At 45.7% G+C, this 18,539-nt stretch carries 15 protein-coding genes; 5 read left to right on the top strand and 10 right to left on the bottom strand.

Annotation, left to right across the window (positions count from 1 at the left end):
• Positions 1-8: 8 nt before the first annotated feature.
• The 6 genes from atpA to N773_RS0111035 all read right to left on the bottom strand — a co-directional run bounded on the left by atpA (position 9) and on the right by N773_RS0111035 (position 4,163).
• Positions 9-1,523, bottom strand: a complete 1,515-nt coding sequence (gene atpA / locus N773_RS0111060; protein ID WP_024857852.1) for a F0F1 ATP synthase subunit alpha — start codon at positions 1,521-1,523, stop codon at positions 9-11.
• A 42-nt stretch (positions 1,524-1,565) separates the two neighbouring features.
• Positions 1,566-2,114, bottom strand: a complete 549-nt coding sequence (gene atpH / locus N773_RS0111055; RefSeq protein WP_024857851.1) for an ATP synthase F1 subunit delta — start codon at positions 2,112-2,114, stop codon at positions 1,566-1,568.
• The gene (gene atpF, locus N773_RS0111050; protein ID WP_024857850.1) at positions 2,114-2,629 is read right to left on the bottom strand and encodes a F0F1 ATP synthase subunit B; all 516 of its coding nucleotides are present in this window, start codon (positions 2,627-2,629) and stop codon (positions 2,114-2,116) included. The genes atpH and atpF overlap by 1 nt, the downstream gene beginning before the upstream one ends.
• 45 nt (positions 2,630-2,674) lie before the next feature.
• Positions 2,675-2,935: an ATP synthase F0 subunit C gene (gene atpE, locus N773_RS0111045; RefSeq protein ID WP_024857849.1), complete on the bottom strand. Its 261-nt coding sequence runs from the start codon at positions 2,933-2,935 to the stop codon at positions 2,675-2,677.
• 88 nt (positions 2,936-3,023) lie between these two features.
• Positions 3,024-3,749: a F0F1 ATP synthase subunit A gene (locus N773_RS0111040; protein ID WP_024857848.1), complete on the bottom strand. Its 726-nt coding sequence runs from the start codon at positions 3,747-3,749 to the stop codon at positions 3,024-3,026.
• A gap of 6 nt (positions 3,750-3,755) precedes the next feature.
• On the bottom strand, positions 3,756-4,163 hold the full coding sequence (locus N773_RS0111035; RefSeq protein WP_024857847.1) for a hypothetical protein: 408 nt from the start codon (positions 4,161-4,163) through the stop codon (positions 3,756-3,758).
• Positions 4,164-4,625: 462 nt separating this feature from the next.
• Between N773_RS0111035 and N773_RS0111030 the strand changes: the two genes are divergently transcribed.
• Positions 4,626-5,531, top strand: a complete 906-nt coding sequence (locus N773_RS0111030; protein WP_024857846.1) for a glycosyltransferase — start codon at positions 4,626-4,628, stop codon at positions 5,529-5,531.
• A 166-nt stretch (positions 5,532-5,697) separates the two neighbouring features.
• A complete protein-coding gene (locus N773_RS0111025; RefSeq protein ID WP_024857845.1) occupies positions 5,698-7,368 on the top strand; it encodes a glycosyl hydrolase in 1,671 nt (556 codons plus the stop codon).
• 83 nt (positions 7,369-7,451) lie between these two features.
• On the opposite strand, the gene N773_RS0111020 is transcribed toward N773_RS0111025, so the two are convergent.
• Genes N773_RS0111020 through murC form a run of 3 tightly spaced genes read right to left on the bottom strand, consistent with a single transcriptional unit; the run spans position 7,452 to position 10,299 of the window.
• Positions 7,452-8,219, bottom strand: a complete 768-nt coding sequence (locus N773_RS0111020) for a zinc ribbon domain-containing protein (protein WP_024857844.1) — start codon at positions 8,217-8,219, stop codon at positions 7,452-7,454.
• 36 nt (positions 8,220-8,255) lie between these two features.
• Positions 8,256-8,840, bottom strand: a complete 585-nt coding sequence (gene lexA, locus N773_RS0111015) for a transcriptional repressor LexA (protein WP_024857843.1) — start codon at positions 8,838-8,840, stop codon at positions 8,256-8,258.
• Positions 8,841-8,865: 25 nt separating this feature from the next.
• Positions 8,866-10,299: a UDP-N-acetylmuramate--L-alanine ligase gene (gene murC, locus N773_RS0111010; RefSeq protein ID WP_051454280.1), complete on the bottom strand. Its 1,434-nt coding sequence runs from the start codon at positions 10,297-10,299 to the stop codon at positions 8,866-8,868.
• A 187-nt stretch (positions 10,300-10,486) separates the two neighbouring features.
• On the opposite strand from murC, the gene N773_RS0111005 reads away from it, so the two are divergent.
• From N773_RS0111005 to N773_RS0110995, 3 genes are all read left to right on the top strand, one after another.
• A complete protein-coding gene (locus tag N773_RS0111005) occupies positions 10,487-10,762 on the top strand; it encodes a SpoVG family protein (RefSeq protein ID WP_024857841.1) in 276 nt (91 codons plus the stop codon).
• Positions 10,763-10,985: 223 nt separating this feature from the next.
• Positions 10,986-12,764, top strand: a complete 1,779-nt coding sequence (locus N773_RS0111000; protein WP_024857840.1) for an ABC transporter ATP-binding protein — start codon at positions 10,986-10,988, stop codon at positions 12,762-12,764.
• On the top strand, positions 12,764-14,533 hold the full coding sequence (locus N773_RS0110995; protein ID WP_024857839.1) for an ABC transporter ATP-binding protein: 1,770 nt from the start codon (positions 12,764-12,766) through the stop codon (positions 14,531-14,533). The genes N773_RS0111000 and N773_RS0110995 overlap by 1 nt, the downstream gene beginning before the upstream one ends.
• Positions 14,534-14,767: 234 nt before the next feature.
• On the opposite strand, the gene N773_RS0110990 is transcribed toward N773_RS0110995, so the two are convergent.
• Positions 14,768-18,352 (bottom strand): leucine-rich repeat protein, encoded by a 3,585-nt coding sequence (locus tag N773_RS0110990; RefSeq protein WP_024857838.1) that lies wholly within the window; start codon positions 18,350-18,352, stop codon positions 14,768-14,770.
• Positions 18,353-18,539: the final 187 nt, after the last annotated feature.

Raw genomic sequence — 18,539 nt, 5'->3', positions numbered from 1 at the left:
CGTTCTCCTTACTTCTGCTGCATAAACTTCTCCGCAAATGCTTTAAGCACTTCTTTGAGTGCCTTTTCGTTCTCTGCGGTGAGTTCCTTTGTATCGCGTATAGATGCGAGTATATCAGGGTGAGATTCATCGAGAAACAGGAACAGATCCTTCTCGTACTCACGTATATCCTCAACGGGTATAGTTTTGAGGTAATTATTTACAACAGCGTAGATTATAACTACCTGCTTTTCAACATCAACAGGGGAGTTCTTGGACTGTTTGAGCACCTCAACTATACGCTCGCCCTGTGCAAGTCTGTCCTTGGTATCCTGGTCAAGGTCGGAACCGAACTGTGAGAAGCTCTGCAATTCTCTGTACTGAGAGTACAGCAGCTTCAAGGGACCCGATACCTTCTTCATCGCCTTTATCTGAGCCGAACCGCCGACACGTGATACGGATATACCCGGGTTTACGGCAGGTCTTACGCCCGAGAAGAACAGCTCTGTCTCCAGGAATATCTGACCGTCTGTGATTGATATTACGTTTGTGGGTATGTATGCCGAAACGTCGCCTGCCTGTGTTTCGATAATAGGCAGTGCGGTTATGGAACCGCCGCCGTTATCTTCATTAAGGCAGCAGGCTCTCTCCAGCAGACGAGAATGCAGATAGAATACATCGCCGGGATATGCTTCACGTCCCGTAGGTCTTTTCAGCAGCAGCGACATGGTTCTGTACGCAACAGCGTGCTTTGAAAGATCGTCGTAAACGCAAAGAACATCCTTGCCCTGTAACATGAAGTATTCAGCCATTGCAACGCCCGCATAGGGAGCTATGTACTGCAAAGGTGCCATCTCCGAAGCGGTAGCTGATACGACTATGGAATAATCCATAGCATCGTTCTTAGTCAGTGTATCAACGATATTCGCAACAGTTGATATCTTCTGACCGATAGCGACATAGATACAGATAACGTTCTTGCCCTTCTGGTTGATGATAGTATCAAGTGCGATGGTGGTCTTACCTGTCTGTCTGTCGCCTATTATAAGTTCACGCTGACCTCTGCCCACGGGTATCATGGAGTCTATAGCCTTGATACCTGTCTGGAGGGGTCTGCTTACTGATTTTCTTGTGATTATGCCGAATGCAGGGCTTTCAACGGGTCTTGTCTCGTTTGTGAGTATAGCACCCTTGCCGTCGATAGGCGCACCCAGCGCATTCACGACTCTGCCCAGCATAGCGTCGCCAACGGGTACGGATACTATCCTGCCCGTTCTTTTAACATTCGAGCCTTCTCTGATGCCTTCCTCGGTACCCAGCAGTACGCAGCCGACAAAATCCTGCTCCAGGTTCATTGCCATGCCGTATGTGCCGTTCTCGAATTCCAGCAGCTCGCCCGACATACACTTCTCCAGTCCGTTGACTCTTGAAATGCCGTCGCCCACCGTACATACAGTGCCCACATCATCGAGCACCAGCTTGGTACGGTAGTTCTTTATCTGTGATTTTATCAGACCTGTTATCTCATCAGGACGTAAATTCATAATTTTCCGTTCCCTTCTGTATGTTTAAATGAAACTTCGCCTTTAAGCGATAGTGTTCGTTATCTGAGCTTTCAGTTTATCCAGCCTTGTCTTTACGCTGGAATCCAGCTCAGTATTGCCGTAGCGCACGACTATACCGCCTATTATCGATTTATCTACCTGCTCAGTCAGCACGATGCGTCTGCCCGTGGTCTTGCTGAGCTTATCTGTAAGGCGCTTCCTGAGTTCCTCTGTCATCGGCTGTGCGGTTACGGCAGTAACTTCCAGCAGACCCAGCTTATCATTGTACATCTGCCTGAATTCGCCGTATATCTCACCGAGCCTGTCAGCTCTGTTTTTTTCAGCAGTCAGGCACAGAAAATCCAGCAGCAGAGGATCTATCTTGTCTCCGAATATAGCCTTCAGGCTGTCTGCCTTATCCCTGCCCGATATCAGCGGTGATGCCAGAAATCTCAGATAATCGGCGCATTCCTTGTCTTTCATGAGCTCCTGAAACTCGCTGTAATCGCTGAAAACTTTTTCCAGCTTATCCTGCTCGGTACAAAGCTCAAACAGCGCCGTGCTGTAAACCTTGCCTACTGTCTCAGCCATCAGTTTTCACCCACGTTATCAATGAATTCGCCGATCAGTCTTTCGTTATCGGCGCTGCTCAGGTCTTTTTCAATAACAGCCTGTGCCGCCTGGAAAGCGATATCGGTGATATCGTCCTTTATCTTGTTTACCGCGATCTTTTTCTCGCGTTCGATCTCGCTTCTTGCCTGCTCGGTGATGCCCTTAGCCTCCACCTTGGCGTCAGCGATTATCTCATCGCTCCTCTGCTGAGCCTTGCGGGTAGCCGCCTGGATTATCTTAGCGGATTCCTCCTTGGCGCCGCTTATGCGCTCTTCGTAATCCTGCTCCAGCTTCTCGGCTCTTTCCTTGGCTTCGTCCGCCTGTTTGTAAGTCTCTGCGACTTCGTTTTTCCTGTCCTCCATCACCTTGTTCACTTTGTTGAACAGGAAATGTTTCATGACCAGGAAAAGTATCAGCAGGTTGAGCCATGTAGCGATGATTGTAGTGAGATTTACCGACAGAAAATCGGTAACGTCACCTCTCGCCAGTATCATTATGCAAAACCTCCCTTATATCAGAACACTGTACATATAGCTATATTACAGCTTGCCGATAAAGGGGTTGCCGAACATCAGTATCAGCGCTACAACGAAAGCGTAGATACCGGTTGACTCTGCCATTGCGACACCGATGAACATTGTTCTTGTGCAGTCGCCCTGTGCTTCGGGCTGTCTTGCGATGGATTCGATAGTTTTACCAACAGCGTAGCCCTCACCGATACCGGGTCCGATACCTGCGATCATTGCCAGACCTGCACCCAGTGCGGAACAACCTAATACAAATGCCTTATCACCTAACATAATAAAAACCTCCAAAGTTTTGTTTACATATATTTGTTCGCAGTTTTACTGCGTATCTAACATTTTTGCCCCTGACGGGGACCGGGCTTTATTCTTCAGCAGCTGCTGCAACGTTAACCATAGTCAGCGTTGAGAATATGTAAGCCTGTATGCATCCAGAGAATAAGTCGAAATAGATACTCAGCACGGCGGGTATACCTACCTGTAATACGCTGAGTGCCCATGCACCGAATTCAAAGTGCAGATGCAGTGCTGATGAAGCCGCACCCAAAGCGGAATAGAGAAGTCCCGTTATTACCATGCCGCCCGCAACGTTACCGAAAAGACGGAATGCCATAGATGCGGGAGTTGCGATCTCGCTTATAAGGTTCAGCGGGAGTATGAAAGATACGGGCTGAGCGAATCCTTTAAGGTAGCCCAGAAAACCGTTTGTCTTTATCTTGGTGTAGGTTATCAGCACGAATGTGACTATCGCCCATGCGGCTGTAACGTTTATATCCGCTGTCATCGACCTCAGACCAACCATACTTATCAGTGCGCCCAGCACCGCAGATACCAGCAGTGCGCCTATGTAGGGGGCGTAGTACATCATCTTTTCGCCCATTGACTGCTTTACCATGCCGTTTACGAAGTTCACAAACATCTCCGCGACTATCTGACGCTTGCCTTCAGGCTTCTTTTTAAGGTCTTTTGTAAGCCACAGACAAAGCAGTGTCACCACTACTATTATCAGCCAGCCCATAACTACCGTTTCGGTAAATATCAGAGGTCCGATCTCAAATACTATCTTAGGACCATCGCCCAATCCGTTCATAATAAGCTATCCTTTCCTGCCGAAAAACTGATCGGCTGTAAGTATCATTTTCGGGAAAAGCTGAGGTATCAGTATCCCCGTGAAGTTTGCAATACCTGTATATGCGGCGGTACAGCTGAGTATCACCAGTGATGACATCCTTACGGCGTAGCACACACGCATTTTGTGCACAGCTGATTTTTTGTCCAGCTTTACTGCACTTTCACAGCTTCGTCCAAAGTATTCAAACTGAGCGCACATGAATCCGTAGCCCAGCAAGAATCCCAAAAGCTGTGAAACTTTGAATCCCCGGAACAGTGTGACGGCAAATCCGATAACTGTCAGCACCGCGCCCCATTTGTATATCATCAGGAGAAGCGGCCTTGTTACCGAAGCATTATCACCCGAAAGCTTTGGTTTTTCACGGTTTTCCATGTATTAGCCCTGCCTTTCGGTTTGAAATACACTCGCACATACAAATCAATTATATCATCTTTTCTTTTCTTTTTAAAGGGGTTTGAAGTATCTCTGGCAAGTTTTACAATTTGTTAACAAAATTCTCTTAGAGAAAGGGTATAATTTCTTAAAATTCCGGTAAGTGAAGTTGATAAACATGACCAATGGTCATTTGTTGATATTATGATATCACAATTTGCAAAATATGTCAATCAGCAAAATGACCAATAGTCATTATTTTCTCGGCAACAATGTTGATATGTACACCCAAAAAACTCAGTTTATCATTCACAATATATATCCAATAAAACAAAATGCAACAAAAAATTCATTACATCTTGACAATTTTTGCTGTATATGATAAAATTATACTATATATAATAGCGAAAAATCAGTTTTTTATGCTCGGTGCATCAAAGAAAAGGGAAAGGGGGCTTTGTCATGGAAGAGCGTGATGCCGTGGTCGTAGCGGGTTACAGACTGCCGAAATACAGTGTGCTCATGTCGGTCTATGAGAAAGAGCTTCCCGAAAACCTGAACCAGAGTCTTGAATCCATGTTAAAGCAGACCTATCCTCCATCGGATTTTGTTCTGGTATGCGACGGCAAGCTGACCAATGCGCTGGACGTAATAGTAAAATCCTTCCAGAACGAATATAAAGACATATTCCGCATAGTGCGTATCGATGAGAACGTGGGTGCAGGCAAGGCAGTCAACAAAGGTATAAAAGCCTGCCGTTATGAGTACATAGTCCGCATGGACAGCGATGATGTATCCCTGCGCGGAAGATGCTTGAAAGAGATGCTTATGTTCGCGATGGATAAAAAACTCGATATAGTGGGCAGCTATGTTGAAGAATTCGATGATCTCACTGACAAGACCCTCACGCTGAAAAAAGTTCCGCTGATGCATGATGAAATAATGAACTATTCAAGGCGCCGCAATCCTTTCAACAGGCAGACGGTGGCTTTCCGCAAAAGCAAGGCGCTTGAGATCGGAGGTTACAGTGATCTCAAGCTTTGCGAGGACTACGATTTCGCAGTAAGAATGCTGGCAGGCGGTGCTAAGGGGCAGAATATCCCCGAAGTGCTTGTGAGATACAGGGTCAGCGAAAGCACCCCTGAGATAAGGCGAAGCTGGCGGCTTACAAAGGGGTTTGTCGCTGTCAGGTGGAAGCTGTTCACCGAGGGTTACATAGGTCTGAGGGATTTCTTCCCGCCCTGTTTTTTACAGCTGATACTTTTTATACTGCCTATGCGTTTTACACGCTGGTTTTACAGAAAATTCCTGCGTGATACCAAAATAACTCCGCCTACCGCAGAAGTTCTCGGGCGGGATCAGAAGTGAATAGTGGATAATGAAGGTGTCCGATCAGCGGACGATTTTTAAAAATATCAACGCGTAATGCGTTATACCTTTATTATCCATTTTTTCATATCTTATCGTATATGCGAAAGGGGTGATACCGAACATATAACAGCATAAAGGGTATGGATAAACGGAGGGTATACAAATGAAAAAAATCAAAAGGATATTTGCGCTCACACTTGCACTTACAATGAGTGCGGGTATGATCGGGTGCGGAAACAGCACCAAGGAAGAAAATGGAAAGAATGATACGAAAAGCAAATCAGCCGATGACAGCACTGCTGAGGAAAAGCCCGCTGTAACAGAAACAACGGGTGACTTTGATCTTTCGGAATTTACCGCGGCTTCTGATGTTTCCGAAGATCTCTCCCTTGAATTTGAAGCGGAGAAGGGCACTCTGCTGAATGAAGCAATGATTATGGATAAGGCTTTTGCAGGGGAGTTTTCAGGCGACGGCTATGTTGCTTTGTATGAAAAGGACGATGAGGTGACATTTGATATAGAACTGCCTGCAAAAGGAAGCTACAACGTGATACTGCGTCTGGCTTCCGATAATGTGAATTCTGAAAATCTTATCACTTCAGATGGAAATGCGATCAAGAAGTTTACATCCGGCGATCCGAAATTTGCAGAAGTCACAGCTGAAAATGTACTTCTTGAGGGCGGCTCGCACACGCTGGGCGTTCGTGCGGAAACGGGGCATATCTATGTTGATACGCTGAAGATCGTTCCTGCTGACCCTGTTGACTTAACGCAGTATGAAGTTACTGATACGCTTTGCAATCCCAATGCCAGTGACAACGCAAAAAGGCTTTACAGTTTTCTGCGTGCGGTATACGGCAAGTATACCATATCGGGACAGTATTCGGGAGATAACATGGGCTATGAATCCCGCGAGTTTATCGAGATAAACAAGCGCACGGGCAAAACTCCCGCGATACTCGGACTTGATGTGATGAACCTTGGCATATCCACCAAGGTAGACCATAAGGCGGGCGGCGGTGATATGGTGCCAATTCAGGCAATGGACTGGTATAACAATCACAATGGCATAGTGACCCTTTGCTGGCACTGGCACGCTCCTTCGCAGTATCTTGAAGTGAACGGTCAGCCGTGGTGGAGAGGATTCTACACCGACAGCACGAATTTTGACCTGGGTAAAGCTATGAGCGGTGAGGACAAAGAGGGCTACGATGCCATAGTTGCAGAGCTTGACAACATGGCTGAACAGCTGAAACCTTTGGCAGAAGCCGATATCCCTATACTGTGGAGACCCCTCCACGAAGCTGCAGGCGACCCGAGATATCCCAACAATGCATGGTTCTGGTGGGGCGCTTCAGGCAGAGAACCTTATCTGGAACTCTACAAACTGATGTACGACAAGTTCGTGAATGAGTATCACCTGGATAATCTCATATGGGTGTGGAACGCCCAGAACCAGAGCTGGTATCCCGGAGACGAGTATGTGGATATAGTAGGCTACGACTGCTATCCTGCGGAACGGGACAGCTCTTCACAGAAGTATTACTACGATTTACTGAAAGAGTGTTCACCTACAGGCAGCAAGATCATCGCTGAGACCGAAAACGGCGCGATGTTCGATCCTGATGCCGCTTTCAACGAGGGGACGAGATGGGCATATTTCAGCACATGGAACGGCGAGTTCGCCATAAAGGACAGTCAGCTTTCCGATAGGTACACCACTTTTGAGATGTGGGATAAGATCTATGCAGGCGAGCGGGTACTTACTCTTGAAGAATTACCCGATCTGAAAAGCTGGCCTATCGACCTTGAAGCATATCTTGCCGCAAAATAAAGACTGTAAAAAAGACCGCGGAAAGTTCCGCGGTCTTTAATGTTTGGTGATATGGGATAGTTTCTTTTGGTGCAGATGTCCGCTTACAGACCCTTGCCTGTTGCGGAAACGTGTTTTATTTCTTTAGGTGTCATGAACATTCCTAATATGTAAGTGCTCATGATATCGGCATCTTCGGTGGTTATTTTCTTTCCGTCGATCCTGAGTTCCTTAACGGCAGTCTGTCCATCCGGGGCTCTGCCAAAGACCATTTTGTATTCAACGCCGTCTTTGTCGATACCTGTGAACGTCACCTTGTTGACACTGAAATCGAACCACCAGTGACATTGTTCAAAATAGCTGTCAAAAGCTTCGCCGTAGCTGCTGCTTTCTAGCTGGATGTTATCGTTCAGGTTGAAGTCATAATTAGTATGGGATACTATGAATACTTTCCCGACAGCATACAGGAACATACCGACGGTTATTATTATAATGAACTTTATAACATTTGCTAAGCCGTTGCTGAAAACGCTCCTGTAAGCCTGCTTACCGCTGCCTGTCCCCGTTGAATAGGGACTGGTTTTGGTATCCTTGCGGGGATCATAGTTATCGGGGTGATGCTCTTTGCGGGCTTTGGGCGTGCCGTAATTCTCATCAAGCTTTTCCATCTGTCTGCCCGACCTTGTGGCTGCATACGGCGTCTGAGTTGTCAGCCTTGATACAGCGAGCCCGTCACGTTCCCTATCAGTCGAGAATTGATTTTTATTACCCAGCTCAGCACCTTTATAAGCCGGGATAACTTTTCCGCAGCCCGGGCATATTTTGGCAGAACTGTCAACGTTCGCACCGCAGAATCTGCAAGTTATCTTCATTGAAACTTCCCTTTCCTTTCAAACTTTGCTTGGGTATCAGATATATCTTATTACCCCTACAACCCGCCCGAGTATCTCGACATTATCAAGTATTATCGGATCCATAGTGTCGTTCTCGGGCTGAAGTCTGAAATGGCCTTCTTCTTTGTAGAAAGTCTTGACTGTTGCGTCGCTGCCTTCTACAAGCGCCACAACTATCTGTCCGTTATCGGCAACGGAAGTCTGTTCAACTACGACCGTGTCACCGTCAAGGATAGCGGCATTTATCATGGACTCTCCGCGTACCTTCAGCGCAAACAGCGGATTTCCGTAGTGTCTTGCGGGCTGAAAGCTTATATATTCGCTGACGTATTCTATCGCAGTTATCGGAGTTCCCGCAGTTACTGTACCCACAAGAGGTATCAGCATACCGCCGCCGCCAACAAGCTTTATGGCGCGGTTCTGGTTATCGCTTTTTTCAAGGAAACCTTTAGCGGTCAGCGTTTTGATATACCTGTGTGCTGTAGAAGTTGATTTGAAGCCGAAATGGGCGCATATCTCCCTTACCGTAGGGGGATAACCCTCCTCGACTCTCTCTTTAATAAATTCAAATACCTTGCGCTCGTTATCGGTGACTTTCATACGCTCCTCCTTTACGGTCGCTGTGTCAGTCGATCTCTCTGAGTTTCTTCGCCAGTTTTTTCGCCAGTTTGTAAACATCTCCGCAGCCGAAGGTTATCAGGATATCTCCGTCTTCGGCATTCTTGATTATATAGTCGATACATTCATCGAAGTTCTTTTCCTTCTGCTCGGCGGTCTGCTTGTCAACTACCTCGTGAGGAGTATCGAACCAGACAGCATTCTTGGTTTTAGCACCAAGCATTTCGGTGTAGATGCCGTGCTCGTTCTTTTCACGGCTGCCCATGATATCTGTTATAACGGATATATCAGCTATCTCCAGCGCCCTTGCGAAATCGTCCATAAGTATCTCTGTACGGGAATAGGTGAAGGGCTGGAATACTGCCCAGACTCTCTTGAAATCAAGGCCTTTAGCCGCGCGGAGAGTAACTTCGATCTCCTTGGGATGATGTGCATAGTCATCAACTATTGTAAGACCCTTTACCTTGTCTATCAGCTGGAAGCGTCTTATGGCGCCGTGGAAACTTGCAAGTCCCTTGGCAGCAGCTTCAAAGGAAAGTCCCGAATACCTTGCGGCAGCCATAGCAGCAAGTGCATTCAGTACATTGTGGTCACCGGGGACATTTATTTCAACTTCTCCCAGAGCCTCACCCTTGAAGAATGCTGTGAACTTTGTCACCAGACCCTTTTTGCTTATTATCTCGGCAGAATAATCGTTAGCCCTGTTCCAGCCGAAGCTTATAAGCTCCTTGCCGGAGATACCCTCCAACGACTTTCTGGTGTTTGCGTCATCGCCATTGTAGATAACAGCCTTGCTTGCCATATCAGCAAATGTATGGAAGCTTTTTATGATATTCTCAATATTCTTGAAATACTCCAGATGATCTGCGTCAACGTTGAGTATTATCGCGCAGTCGGGGTGGAGCTTGAGAAAGTGATCCTGATACTCGCAGGCTTCGCAGACCATATCCTTTGACTTGCCCGCTCTGCCCGAACCGCCTATGCTGGGCAGCTTGCCGCCGATAACACAGCTGATATCTTCGCCTGCATCAACGAAGATCTGGGTCAGCATTGAAGATGTGGTAGTCTTGCCGTGAGTGCCGCATACGCAGAGTGCGTTCTCATACCAGCCGGTTATAACGCCGAGTATATCCGCCCTTTCGCATACGATGGCATCGCTTGCTTTTGCCGCGATGAGCTCCGGATTATCAGCCATTATAGCTGCGGTGTATATTATAAGCTCTGCGCCCTCGATATTCTCGGCTCTCTGTCCGAGAAATACTTTTATACCGAGCTTGCGTACAGCTTCAAGTGTTTCCGTCTCGTTATTGTCCGAGCCTGTGATCTCGTATCCTTTTGTATGGAATATCTGCGCCAGCGGATACATACCAGAACCGCCGATGCCGATAAAATGAACTCGCTTTATCTTGCTTAGTGCTTCTTCTGTCAGTACCGAACTCATATGAAGTTCCTCCCTGTATGAAAACATTTATTCTATTATATTATACTACACTTTTCAAAAAAAATATTGACATTTTAAGAATATTTATTTGCTATGTGGTAAACATATTCTCAAATAACAAATACGGACATAAAATCGGAGCATTTTTCGTATGATTTCCGCAATTAAAGTGAGGTCATAAGGCAGTATGGAGATAACAGGTATAAAAATAAGAAAGATAACTGAAAGGGGTCGGCTGAGGGGGATAGTGAGTGTGACATTTGATGATGTTCTGGCAGTGCATGATATAAAAATAGTACAGGGAGAGCACAGGATTTTCGCGGCGATGCCCAGCAGGCGTGATGAAAATGGTGAGTTCCGCGATATAGTTCACCCGATAACTGCAAGTGCCCGTGAAGATATTGAGAACAGGATCCTTCTTGCATATGAGGAGGAATGTATCCGCAGGGGAGTAAAGTATTAGTCGTTGCTAGAAAGCGTAAACTGAATGTATGGTGTGCTTTCAGAGAAACGGCAGTTTAAAGGATAGAAGTAATAATAAAGAAAACGTTTTCAAAAAATGAATAATAGGATATGTTAAGAAAAGTATAGTATATACTATTCAAATCCGCGGGCTGTGTGTTATAATGAATAATATTTCAAAATGAGAGTAAGTAAGAAGACAGACATATCAAGGGAGGAAGAATATGTTTCAGCTCAGGTGGCTTTGGGCAAACCTTAAAGGCAGCCGCGCGGTGTATATCTGTGCGCTGGTGCTTTCGGTAGTCTGTAACGCAATGTTTGTTGCTGCACAGTTTTTTCAGTCAAAGATAATCGATACATTTATATCGAACAAACAAGCCGCGGAAAATCTGCGGGATCACAGGGATCTTCTGCTGTGGCTGATAGCGGGTATGATAGGTGTTACTCTGCTGAGGACAAGTCTGACCTATACCTGCAATATGTATTACGAAAAAGCTTCACAAGCGATGATATACAGGATACGCACCCATCTTTTCCGTAAGATTGAGAATCAGGATATGGATTTCTATGACCGCTACCGCACAGGCGACCTTATGACAAGACTGACAGGCGACCTGGATATGGTAAGGCATATGGTATCCTGGGTAATAAGCAACACCGTAGCGAATCTTGCACTGTTTGCGGCTTCGATGATATATTTCTTTACTATCGACTATCGCACGGCACTCTGCATTATGACTATGACACCTGTTATATTCTTTGTGACAAGGCTGTTTTCACGCCATGCAGGACCTGCATATCGCAAGGTGAGAGAGACTTCCTCTGCGCTGAACACTGCGGCACAGGAAAATATCTCGGGTAACCGCGTGGTAAAGGCTTTTGCAAAAGAGGACTACGAGATAGAAAAATTCCGCAAAAAGGATGAGGAATACCGCGGAGCGAACATCAAGGCGGCAATGGTATGGCTGAAATATCATCCGATAATAGACATCGCGGCGGGTGCGCTTTCTGTTATACTGCTGATATGCGGCGGATATTTCATGATAAAACAGCACCTTACTATGGGTCAGTATGTGGCTATTTCGGGACTTCTCTGGGCTGTGGGCAACCCCATGAGGAATATGGGCACCTATGTCAACGATTTTCACCGCTTTATGGCATCTGCGGGCAAAGTAATTGAGATATACTATGAAGCACCCCGCATAGTGGACAGGGAAGATGCCGCTGAAAACAAGGAAAAGCTTCGCGGCGATATCGAGTTCAAAAACGTTACTTTCTCCATCGGCGAAAAGAAGATACTGGATAATGTCAGCTTCAAAATAAACGCAGGTGAGACCGTTGTTATAATGGGCGAAACGGGCAGCGGCAAGACCACCCTTGTTAACCTTATACCCAGATTTTTTGACTGTGACAGGGGAGAAGTGCTCGTGGACGGCAGAAATGTACGTATGCACAAGCTGCATACCCTGAGAAGCAGTATTGGTATCGCAACGCAGGATGTACTGCTTTACTCCGATACCATAGATTCAAACATTGCCTACGGCGACAGCGATATGGAAGAAGAATACGTAAAGCGCTGTGCCGAACTTTCTGCGGCGAGCGACTTCATCGAGAAGCTGCCCGATAAGTATGAGACTATCGTGGGCGAGCGCGGTGTTGGTCTTTCGGGCGGACAGAAACAGCGTATTTCTCTTGCAAGGGCGATAGCTGTAAGACCCGCAGTGCTTATACTCGATGATACTACCTCTGCGGTGGATATGGAAACAGAACATTATATCCAGCAAAGCCTCAGCGGTGGACTGGATTTTGAATGTACCAAGATAATCATAGCCCAGAGGATATCCTCCTCAAAGAACGCGGATAAGATAATAATTCTTGAAAATGGAAAGATATCCGATATGGGAACTCATGATGAACTCATAAAGCACGAGGGCTATTACAGGCAGATATACGAACTCCAGAGCGGCATAAACTGCGCAGTAGAAAGCGGGGTGACGGTATAATGGCAAGAAACAAATACGATGTGGACGAACAGCTTGAAAAGCCATTTGACTTCGCCCATTTAAAAAGGTCATACGTTTACATAAAAAAGTATAAGGGCAAAATGATACTTTCACTGCTGATAAGCATGGCGGCAGCAGTATTCGGACTTGTGGGACCGCTGATAACCAGACGTGCGCTTGATGTCACTATACCCGAAAAAAATGTGAAAGAACTCATTCTTCTTGGACTTGCCCTGCTGGGATTCAGCGTACTGGGCACAGTGCTTGGCAATATCCGCGGACGTATAATGACTGTTGTGGGTCAGAATATAATCTTTGATATACGTGAGGACTTGTTCGCCCATTTGCAGAAACTGCCTTTCACCTACTACGATGACCGTCCCCACGGTAAGATACTGATACGTGTTATAAACTACGTGAACTCCGTATCGGATATGCTGTCGAACGGTATAATCAACTTCGTCATGGAGATACTGAATATGCTGTTCATACTGGTGTTCATGCTGATAGTCAGCCCTAAGCTGACTCTGGTTGCAATGTCGGGTCTGCCTTTGTTCATACTTGTCATGTTTGCCATCAAAAAACAGCAGCGCATCGCATGGCAGGACGTTTCAAACAAGTCTTCAAATATGAACGCATACTTGCAGGAAAATATCGTCGGCGCAAGGATAACTCAGGTATTCACCCGTGAAGAAGAAAATGCAGGGATATACGATAACCTGAACGAAAAGTACCGCAAGTCATGGATGAGGGCGGTAAAATACTCGAACCTTGTTTGGCCTGCTACTGATAATATATCTACGCTGATCAGGGCATCGCTTTTCATTGTCGGACTTCTGGTTCTTCCCCGCGAAACAGTATCTCTAGGCGTGCTTGCTGCTATGACAGGCTACGCAGGAAGATTCTGGCAGCCGATAATGAACATCTCAAATATCATGAACAACTTCATAAACAACGTTGCTTATCTGGAACGTATATTTGAAACACTTGACGAACCTGTTACCATAACCGATAAAGAGGATGCTTCCGAACTTGGCGAGATAACAGGTCAGGTCAGCTTTGAGGACGTTACTTTCGGCTACGAGAAGGATATCAACGTACTTGAGCATCTTTCTTTTGATGTAAAGGCAGGGGAGAGCGTAGCACTGGTCGGACCTACGGGTGCTGGCAAATCTACGATAGTATCCCTGATATCCCGTTTCTACGATATCGAACATGGCAGGATAACCGTTGATGGTGTACCGATATCCGATGTTACTTTGAAGTCACTGCGCTCACAGATGGGCATAATGCTCCAGGATAGTTTCATATTCAGCGGCACGATAATGGATAACATACGTTACAGCAAGCAGGATGCCACCGATGAAGAAGTCCGTGCGGCGGCAAGAACTGTTTGTGCAGACGAATTTATCAGCCGAATGGATATGGGCTACGAAACAGAAGTCAACGAGCGGGGCAGCAAGCTTTCAGGCGGCGAGAAACAGCTGATAAGCTTTGCAAGAACTCTACTGAGTGACCCAAAGATACTGGTGCTCGATGAAGCGACATCTTCCATAGATGCCAAGACCGAAGCACTTCTGCAAAAGGGTATCGAGCAGCTGCTTAAAGGCAGGACATCCTTTATAATCGCACACCGACTTTCGACTATACGTAACTGTGACCGTATAATGTACATCGACGAAAAGGGTATCCTGGAAAGCGGTACCCACGATGAACTTATGGAAAAGCGCGGTGCTTACTACGATCTCTATACTTCACAGTCCGCATAATATAAAACACCTCCGTGCCGTCATTGGTACGGAGGTGTTTTTGCTTATGCAGATCAGGTAAGCAATGGCTTGCCGATCTTGCCATCGTCGTTAACGTTGTAGATTTCGGTTTCCGTGCTTACATAACTTCAGCGATCTTACATTCTGCTGAACGAAAATAATAAAAAAAGTACTTCTGCCGGAGTACCGACAGAAGTACCTTGAATACTATTTTACTGCATTAACTGCTTTTTATCAGCGAATGAGCTTTTTGCCCTTAACGTGTGCAGCTATCTTTGTGATGTCATTAACGTTGATCTTGCCGTCTCCATTGACATCAGCACGTTTTTTAGCAGATTCATCGAGTATCTTCTTGCCCTTTACGTGAGCAGCGACCTTTGTGATGTCATTAACGTTGATCTTGCCGTCGCCGTTAACGTCGCCGAGCATGAAGTCGTCAACATCACCTTCTTCTGCTATTGTCAGTGTGATGCTGTCAATGGCAGTACCGTTAGCATTCTTGACAGTGATAGTGGTACTGCCCATGCTCTTGAATGTTACCTTGCCTGTGTCGTCGATGGTAGCGACTTCAACGTCACTTGAAGACCAGGTAAGGGTATCGGAAGCTTCTGCGCCGCTTGCAGTAGTCTGCTTGCAGCCGAAGGTGTAGTTTTTGCTCTTAGCAGCAAGAGTGATCTTATCGCTGATGACCTTTCCGCCCGATGTAAGGATCTCCAGCTTAGTAGCAACGCGGTCATTATCTATGAATATTACATTGTTCTTGTTTTTCTCTGCATATTCCTGTGCTGTAGAATTGCTTGTACCGTACAGTGTGATCTTGCCCTTGTTTTTTGTAAATGCTGTTTTACCGATTTTAACTGTACCGTTCTGACCGAAATCAACGCTGTTAAGGCTGTGGCATTTTTTGCACACATTATCTTCGATCGTCTCCAGACCTTCGTTGAGTACAACATTCTCCAGAAAGCTGTTTACTAAGGCATACTCTCCTATGGTCTTAACAGTATCGGGAACGATGTATGTAGGATCTTTTATATAAATAGGACGTACATACAGGGTAGTCATATCCTTGTTGTAAAGAATGCCGTCAACACTTCTGTAGTCGGGATTGTTCTCATCAACATTGATATACTCCAGAGGGGTATATCCTTTTTCCTCGACCTGATCAACTGTAAATTTACTGAGGTCTATATTGAACATAGACAGATGCAGATAGGTTGTGTTTTCAGGCAGATTGATCCTCTGCATACAGAAGTTGTCTTCAAAAGCCTTGTTTCCGATGGCAGTGAGACTAGCTGGTATAGTATACTCGCCCTCGTTGTCATTTTTTGTTCCGAGGGTATGCAGGTAGTTGCAGTAATAGAATGCGTTGTCATCGATCTTAACAAGAGTGTTGCCATCGGGCAGAATAACAGTCTTGAGGTAGGTGTCCTTGCTGAAGCAGCTTTCCGGTATCTCGATCACGTTTGAATTGGAGAAGTCAACAGTATCAAGTGCTACGTTATCGGAGAAAGCAGCTTTACTCAGAAGCAGTGTATCTCCGTTAGCGGGAGTGCCGAAAATGATCTTGGTGAGAGCTGTCTTTGTGAATGCGTTTGCTTCTATCTTGGTAAGGCTGTCGGGGAATGTTGTATCAGTTTGGTTGCTGCTGTTCGCAGAAGTGAATACAGCCAGCTTTTCAGCGCCGTTGAATGCACTGCTGCCGATAGTAGCAAGAGAAGAGCCGTTTTCCCACAGTACCTTTTTCATTTCTTTGCATCCGGAGAAAGCATCACTCTTGATAGAGCTTACGTTCTTGGGGATAAAAGCATCTTCAAGGCTGGTGCAGTTCTTGAAGGTAGAAGCATTGATGGTATCTATGTGGGAGAATGCGATCTTACCTTCCTTGGTGTGAGGCATATGCTTAAGAGCTTTGCAGTCAGCAAATGCCGAATCACGTACCTGCTCGATGGTATCGTTCATAGTTATATCTTCCAGAGAGGAACACTTCTGGAAAGCGGATATACCGATGGTGGATATATTGCCGAGGAATTCGATTCTCTTAAGAGAAGTACACTCGGAAAATGCGTTCTTGAATATATCGTGTACGCCTGCAGGCATGAGGATGGTATTGTTTGCATTTCCGACCTCGTTTGAACCCAGCAGACCTGTACATTTGTTAAATGCGTATTCACCTACAACTGCGAACTGAGAATTCTCAGCAAAGTTTATGTACTTGAAAGAGGGGCAGTTCTCGAAGCCGTGAGCCTGAACACCGCCGAGAGATGCAGGGAACTGTATCGTGTAAGGAAGCTTTGTTGCATTGCTTGGTGTGAATGTTTCAAGTGATGTGCAGTTCTGGAAAACATATCCTTTTTCAATACCGAGTATACCGAGATTCTTTGATACTACTACATCCTTGAGCGCTGAACAGTTACGGAATGTGTACTCTTTGATGGTGGTTACTGCATCGGGGATAATTATATCCGTCAGAGAACGGCAGCCATCAAATGCAGATGCGCCCAGAGAGGTAGCGGGTGTTATGTCTGCCTGAGTCAGACCGGAGCAATTTCTGAAAGTGCTATCAGAGATAACCTTCCATGTTGAGGGAAGAACTACCTTGTTCTTGGTCTGGTTGGCATCGGATCTTGGATACAGAGACAGTACCCAGCAGCCTCCGAAAGCGTGTTCTCCAACGTTTGTCAGCTTATCTGATACGACCACCTTCTCAAGTTTTGTGCAGTTTATGAAAGCACCATCTCCGATATCGGTGTTAGCATCGGGCAGTTCGATACTTACGAGCGAACTGCATCCATTGAATGCGGCATCTCCTATATTAACGCAGGAAGAACCTTCGGCGCCGCCTTCAAAGTTGAATCTTGTGAGTGCGGTACAGCCGCTGAATGTTTCATCGGGTATCAGAGTGAAGTTGCTTGACCATGTGAAGTTCTGCAAAGAGGTGCAGCCACTGAACAGCTTGTTTCCGCAGATGATAACATCAGAGCCGTTTGGCAGTCTGTTGAAATTGAAGTCTCTGACGTTTACTGCAGTCAGGCTGGTGCATTTTGCAAAAGCAGATACACCGATATAGGAAAGTGTGTCATTGCCTTCAAACATTACAGACTGAAGATTCTTACAGCCGTTGAATGCGCTGTCGTTTATGCTCAGCAAATATTCAGGGAAATCCAGTGTTTTAAGAGCGATGTTGTTTGAAAATGCACTCTTGCCGATCGAATTGAGATCCTCGCTGAAAGTGATGCTCTGGATCTCGGAAGCGCTTGCAAAAGCACTGTCTCCTATCGTTACGATATTCGAGAGATTGAGATTAGTGCCTGAGGTACCCTGGAGATGTCCGCAGTTGTTGAACGCACTTTTGCCGATGCTATTGATATGGTCACCAAAAGAAACTGTCTGGAGAGGTGTGCATCCGCTTGCGAAGCTTGCACCTACGCAAGTAATAAAATCATCTGTGAAATTGATGTGTGAAAGGTTAGGATAATTCTTAGGAATGAGTTTCGTAACTGAAGGTGCATTCAGGGTGATCTGCTTTCCTGAGATAGAACCACCTGCGAAGTCTATGACTTCGTTTCTCAGAGCGCTCATATCAATATTCAGAGTAGAAACGCTGGAATCTACGCCAAGATATTCAAAAAGGTTTTTAGGTGTGATCTCGATGTCACCTGTCTTGGCTATTGATAAAACAATATTTCCGAGATCGCGCTTACTTTCAGCTGCAGAAGCGGTGATAGGGGTTATCGCAGAAAAACCGAAATTTGTGTTAGCAGGTATGCATGAAGCTACCATAAGCATTGCTGCAACGCCTGCTATGATCTTCTTTCTCATTTGTTTCTTCCTCCTTCAGGAATGTTCTTATTTTACTTTTTTTGCCCGATAAATCGGGTATAAATGTACAAAATAATTATAACACATTTTTTATATTTATGCAATAGGCTGTATCAAAATTTTTCACTTTCGGTATTTTACACTGTTCGTGTGATATACAGATACCTCTATGCATATAATATACCAA

This window comes from Ruminococcus albus AD2013, from assembly GCF_000526775.1.
In the GTDB taxonomy this organism is placed as follows: Bacteria; Bacillota; Clostridia; order Oscillospirales; family Ruminococcaceae; genus Hominimerdicola; species Hominimerdicola alba_A.
Note: the sequence above shows the minus strand (reverse complement) of the source record. Positions and strands in the feature narration are given on the sequence as shown.